The 4,592-nt window shown below is 65.0% G+C and carries 6 protein-coding genes; all 6 read right to left on the reverse strand.

The annotated features are described in order from the left end of the window. Positions 1 to 297, reverse strand: a 297-nt coding sequence (locus tag AYR66_RS20770) for a cation:proton antiporter domain-containing protein (protein WP_170942332.1), incomplete at its 3' end; no start/stop codon positions are given. Between the two features lie 109 nt (positions 298 to 406). Then, positions 407 to 643, reverse strand: a complete 237-nt coding sequence (locus AYR66_RS20775) for a hypothetical protein (RefSeq protein ID WP_088709088.1) — start codon at positions 641 to 643, stop codon at positions 407 to 409. 12 nt (positions 644 to 655) lie between these two features. Further along, positions 656 to 1,657, reverse strand: coding sequence for an LLM class flavin-dependent oxidoreductase (locus AYR66_RS20780; protein ID WP_088709089.1), 1,002 nt, complete (start codon positions 1,655 to 1,657; stop codon positions 656 to 658). Between the two features lie 64 nt (positions 1,658 to 1,721). Next, the gene (locus tag AYR66_RS20785) at positions 1,722 to 2,495 is read right to left on the reverse strand and encodes a TSUP family transporter (protein WP_088709090.1); all 774 of its coding nucleotides are present in this window, start codon (positions 2,493 to 2,495) and stop codon (positions 1,722 to 1,724) included. 188 nt (positions 2,496 to 2,683) lie between these two features. Next, a complete protein-coding gene (locus tag AYR66_RS20790) occupies positions 2,684 to 3,547 on the reverse strand; it encodes an acyl-CoA thioesterase (RefSeq protein WP_088709091.1) in 864 nt (287 codons plus the stop codon). Positions 3,548 to 3,567: 20 nt separating this feature from the next. Continuing rightward, the coding region (locus tag AYR66_RS20795) for a class I adenylate-forming enzyme family protein (RefSeq protein ID WP_141104286.1) at positions 3,568 to 4,592 on the reverse strand (1,025 nt) is incomplete at its 5' end.

Here is a 4,592-nt window from a genome sequence, read left to right on the forward strand (position 1 = left end):
GCGCAGCGCCCACAGCCGCTCGGCCGAGAGTTCCAGGCCGATCATGAACATGAGGAAGAGCACGCCGAGCTCGGCCAGCACTTCCACGCCCTCCAGGCGCGGGAAGGTGAACCATTCCAGCCAGGGATAGGTGTCGGCCAGCAGGCCCAGTCCGAAGGGGCCGATCAGCGTTCCGGCGGCGAGGAAGCCGAGGATCTGGTTGATGCGCCAGCGCTGCAACAGCGGGATGAGGATGCCCGTCAGGGCGAGAAACAGGATCGTTTCCCGCAAATAGGGTAGGGACTGGTGTGCTTCCACGTTGATGAATCCTGATTGCCAAGGGCGCGCACGGCTCGCCCGGCGCACAACCTGACAAGTGTGTCACAGAATGTGGAGCGGGTGGTATGACCTGAAATGGTTTTGCGCGTCAGCGACGGCGCTTTTTCCAGTTGTAGTCAGGCGACGGATCGGCGACGCCGGGATGGCCGACCGAGTCGGGGTTTTCGGCGCATATGGTGACGAAACAGATCCCCTCGCCTTCGCGTTGCCGTTTGCGCAAGGCTTCCATGAATTGCATCGCGTCGCTCATCGCGGTCGATGCGAAATCCCGGCTTTTCGGCTCGGCCTTGCCGTCATCGACTTCGGTCCAGTACACCATGTACATGCGATCCTCCGCTCAGCCCTGGCGGACCTGCGCCGCGATTTCGTAGGAGCGCAGCCGCGCGGCGTGGTCGTGGATCATGCAGTTGATGATCAGCTCGTCGGCCTGCGTCTCGTCGACGAAGGCCTGCAGCCGCGCCTTGACCGTGTCCGCGTCGCCGACGATGGACGCGCGCAGCGTCGCTTCCACCGATGCCTGTTCCATCGGCGACCAGCGGCCGTCCATGCTGTCGACCGGCGGCGGCATTTGCGCGGGCACGCCGCGGATCAGGTTCACGTGCATTTGTTGGTGGGTGGTGAGCAGGTGTTGCGCCTCTTGCATGGAATCGGCGGCGACGATGTTGAGGCCGACCATGGCGTAGGGCTTCTCCAGCACATCCGAGGGCTGGAAACACTGGCGGTACAGGCTGAGCGCGGCTTGCAGGTAAGCCGGGGAAAACTGCCCGGCAAAGGCGAAGGGCAGGCCGAGGTGTCCCGCCAGCTGGGCGCTGAAGTCGCTCGAGCCAAGCAGCCAGATCGGCACGTTGAGCCCCTCGCCCGGCACTGCACGCACCCTCGGTCCGTCGCCGCGCGGCTTGAAATACGCGCGCAATTCCGCCAGCTGCTGCGGGAATTCCTCGCCGTCGTTCTGCAGTGAGCGGCGCAGCGCACGCGCGGTGAGCTGGTTCGAGCCGGGCGCGCGGCCGAGGCCGAGGTCGATGCGGCCGGGATAGAGGGATTCGAGGGTGCCGAACTGTTCGGCGATCACCAGCGGCGCATGGTTGGGCAGCATGATTCCGCCGGCGCCGACGCGGATGGTCGAAGTGCCGGCGGCGACATGGCCGATGACGACCGCGGTGGCCGCGCTGGCGATGCCCGGCATGCCGTGGTGTTCAGCCAGCCAGTAGCGGCGGTAGCCCCAGCGTTCCGCGTGCTGTGCCAGGTCAAGGGTGCGTCGGAAGGCATCGGCGGCGTTGCCGCCCTGCAGGATGGGGGCGAGGTCGAGGATGCTGAGCGGGATGTCCTGGAGTTGTTTCATCTTATTGCCGAGGAACCAGAATCCTTCATTCTAGGTTCGACAACGAAATCCTGCTGCCATTCGACTAAAAACCGAGAAGCCCCTTCTGCCACAGGTACCTGCCGAGCATGACCACGCATACGGTCACGATCATCGGCCGGATCAGTTTCGTGCCGCCGCGCACCATCGCATGCGAGCCGCCCCAGGCGCCGAGCACCTGCCCGCACATCATTGCGCCGCCGGCAACCCAGACCACCTTGCCGCCAAGGATAAAGACGGTGAGCGAGGCGATGTTGCTGGCGAAGTTGAGCACCTTGGCATTGGCGGTGGCTGTGATCAGGTTCTGTCCGCGCAGCGCGACGCCGGCCAGCGAAAAGAAGGAGCCGGTGCCCGGTCCGAACATGCCGTCGTAGAAACCGATGCCAGGCACCACCACGCCGCGGTAGGTGCTGCTGGTCAGGCGCGGCTTGTTGTCGATCGCACCGGCATTCGGCGCGAGCAGGAAGTAGAGCGCGATGCCCACCAGCACGAAGGGAATCAGCACATCGAGGGTCTTGGCATTGACGAACTGCACCGCCAGCGTGCCGACGGCCGAGCCGATGAGGGAGGCGATGAACAGCGTGCGGACTTCCGGCACTTTTACCAGCCCGCGGCGGATGACCATCATCGACGCGGTGAGCGAACCGGAGCTGGCCTGCAGCTTGTTGGTGGCCAGCGCGTGCACCGGCGGCACTTGCGCCAGCAGCAGGACGGGAATGGTGATGAGGCCGCCGCCGCCGGCGATGGCATCCACAAAACCGGCAATCGCCGCGGCGCCGAACAGCATCGCGAGGATTTCCGGCGACAGCACGAAATCCATTATGTTCCTTGGGTGGGGGAGGAGGCTGTGATGCTAGCGCAACGGGTTGCAGCGATCCAATGCTGTTTGTGCATGGAAAGAGTATGGTTGCGATTGGTCGCGCGGAGAAACGACACTGAATCCCGGCCTACGCCGGGATGACGGGATAGCGGAGTTATGCGTTTCGAGCATGACCCCGCAATCGCCCGCTAAGTTTTCTTCTCCCGGATCCGGATCAACCCTTCCTGCGCCAGCGTCGCCACCAGCTCGCCCTTTTGGTTGTACACATACGCAAAGCACAACCCGCGTCCGCCGGATGCATTCGGGCTCTCCATGTCGAACAGCAGCCACTCGTCCATGCGGAACGGACGATGGAACCAGATCGTATGGTCGAGGCTGGCGATTTGCAGGCGCGGGTCGCCCATCGCGATGCCATGCGGCTGCAGCGAGGTCCACAGCAGGCCGTAGTCGGAGACGTAGCCGAACAGCGCTTCGTGCGTGAGCGTGTCGTCCGGCAGCGCCACCGGCGAGCGCGTCCACACATGCTTGCCCGGCTTGCCGTGATGGCCGCCATAGATGTCGCCCGGATGGTCGGCGCGGAAGTCCACCGGCACCGGCCTGAACGGACGCTTGCCGCCCTCGGACAGCTTCTTCCAGGCGGCGATGCTGGACGGCAGCGTGTCGGGGTCGGGGCTGGCCGGCGCGGGGCGCTGGTGCTCCAGCCCGGCCTCGGTCGTCTGGAAGGAAGCCGACATCACGAAAATGCGCCGGCCTTCCTGGTAGGCGACCACGCGCCGCGTACTGAAGCTGCCGCCGTCGCGCACGCGCTCGACTTCATAGTCGATCGGCAGGCGATGGTTGCCGGCCAACAGGAACATCGAATGCAGCGAGTGCACGCGGCGCTCCGGCACCGTGACCGCTGCCGCGTACAGCGACTGGCCGACCACCTGGCCGCCAAACACGTTCGGGCTGCCCATGAAATGGCTCTGGCCACGATAGCGGTGTTCGCCGGTCTGCTCCAGCTTGAGCAGGTCAAGGATTTCCTGGGTATTGAAAAGGGTTTCGTCCACCATGTTGTTTGTCTTGCGTATGTTTAAAAATTCTTTTTCAGCGAGTCGCGCAGCTCGCGCTTGAGCACCTTGCCGATTGCGCTGCGGGGCAGCTGCGTTGTCAGCTCGACGGCGGCCAGGCGCTGCGTCTTGCCGAGGCGGCCGTTGGCCCAGTCGAGCACTTCCTCGCCCCGCACCGCAGCGCCTTCGCGCACCACGACGAAGGCGACCGGCGTTTCGCCCCAGCGCTCCGACGGCACGCCGACCACGGCGGCTTCCGCCACCGCCGGGTGCTGCACCAGCACGGCTTCCAGGTCGCTCGGATAAATGTTGAAGCCGCCCGAGATGATCATGTCCTTCTTGCGATCCATCAGCGTCAGGAAACCGTCCTCGTCGAAGCGGCCGATATCGCCGGTGCGGATGAAGCGTTTGCCGCTCGGGTCGTACCACTCGGCCTCGGCCGTCTTCTGCGGCTGCTTGTGGTAGCCGGCCATCATGGCCGGCGAGTGGCCGACGACCTCGCCCAGCGCCCCCGGCGGTACTTCACGGCCTTCTTCATCGATCAGCCGGATGTCGTGTCCGGGCGCCGGCTTGCCCACGGTGTGCAGCTTGTCCGGATACAGATGCGCTTCCAGCATGCAGGTGCCGCCGCCTTCGGTCATCCCATAGTACTCGATCAGCCCGCCCGGCCAGCGTTTCAGGATGTCCGCCTTCAGCGCGGCGGAGAACGGCGCACTGGTGCAGAACTTCATGCGGAACGACGACAAGTTATAGCGCCCGAAATCCTCGCGCGCCATGATGCGCTGGTATTGCACCGGCACCAGCATGGTGTGCGTGACGCGGTGCTTTTCCGCCAGCGCCAGGTAAGCGCCCGCCTCGAACTTGGCCATCATCACCACGGTACCGCCCATGCCGATGGTCGGGAAGAAGCAGACCAGCGTGGTGTTGGAATACAGCGGCGTCGAGATCAGCGCAACCGCGCTGCCGTCGTAGCCGTTGATGCGGCCGCGCTGCACATGGGTCCAGCGCATCGAGTGCGGCTGCACGATACCCTTCGGCGCGCCGGCGG

Origin of the sequence: Noviherbaspirillum denitrificans (assembly GCF_002211445.1) — a bacterium.
Classification (GTDB): domain Bacteria; phylum Pseudomonadota; class Gammaproteobacteria; order Burkholderiales; family Burkholderiaceae_D; genus Noviherbaspirillum; species Noviherbaspirillum denitrificans.

Excerpts from the sequence above, each read along its gene's own strand:
- AYR66_RS20775 (WP_088709088.1), bottom strand. The coding sequence starts at position 643 with ATGTACATGGTGTACTGGACCGAAGTCGATGACGGCAAGGCCGAGCCG.
- AYR66_RS20780 (WP_088709089.1), bottom strand. The coding sequence starts at position 1,657 with ATGAAACAACTCCAGGACATCCCGCTCAGCATCCTCGACCTCGCCCCC.
- AYR66_RS20785 (WP_088709090.1), bottom strand. The coding sequence starts at position 2,495 with ATGGATTTCGTGCTGTCGCCGGAAATCCTCGCGATGCTGTTCGGCGCC.
- AYR66_RS20790 (WP_088709091.1), bottom strand. The coding sequence starts at position 3,547 with ATGGTGGACGAAACCCTTTTCAATACCCAGGAAATCCTTGACCTGCTC.